This is a genomic window from Streptomyces olivaceus, assembly GCF_000721235.1.
GTDB lineage: Bacteria > Actinomycetota > Actinomycetes > Streptomycetales > Streptomycetaceae > Streptomyces > Streptomyces olivaceus.
Genome location: NZ_JOFH01000184.1, coordinates 1 through 202 on the forward strand (window position 1 = coordinate 1; position 202 = coordinate 202).

At 71.3% G+C, this 202-nt stretch carries 1 pseudogene; it reads right to left on the reverse strand.

The features are described 5' to 3' along the window. Nucleotides 1-202: pseudogene (locus tag IG94_RS41405) on the reverse strand (polyketide synthase); the annotation flags it as partial.

Here is a 202-nt window from a genome sequence, read left to right on the forward strand (position 1 = left end):
ACCCGCCCGACGCAGCCTTCCCACCTCCGGCCACTCACGCGCCCGGTCCAGCAACCGCACCCCACCCGACGACCAGTCCACATGCGGCGACGGCCGCCCGGCATGCAGCGACGCCGGCAACGCCCCCCGACGCAACGCCTCCACCATCTTGATCACACCAGCAACACCCGCCGCCGCCTGCGTGTGACCCACATTCGACTTC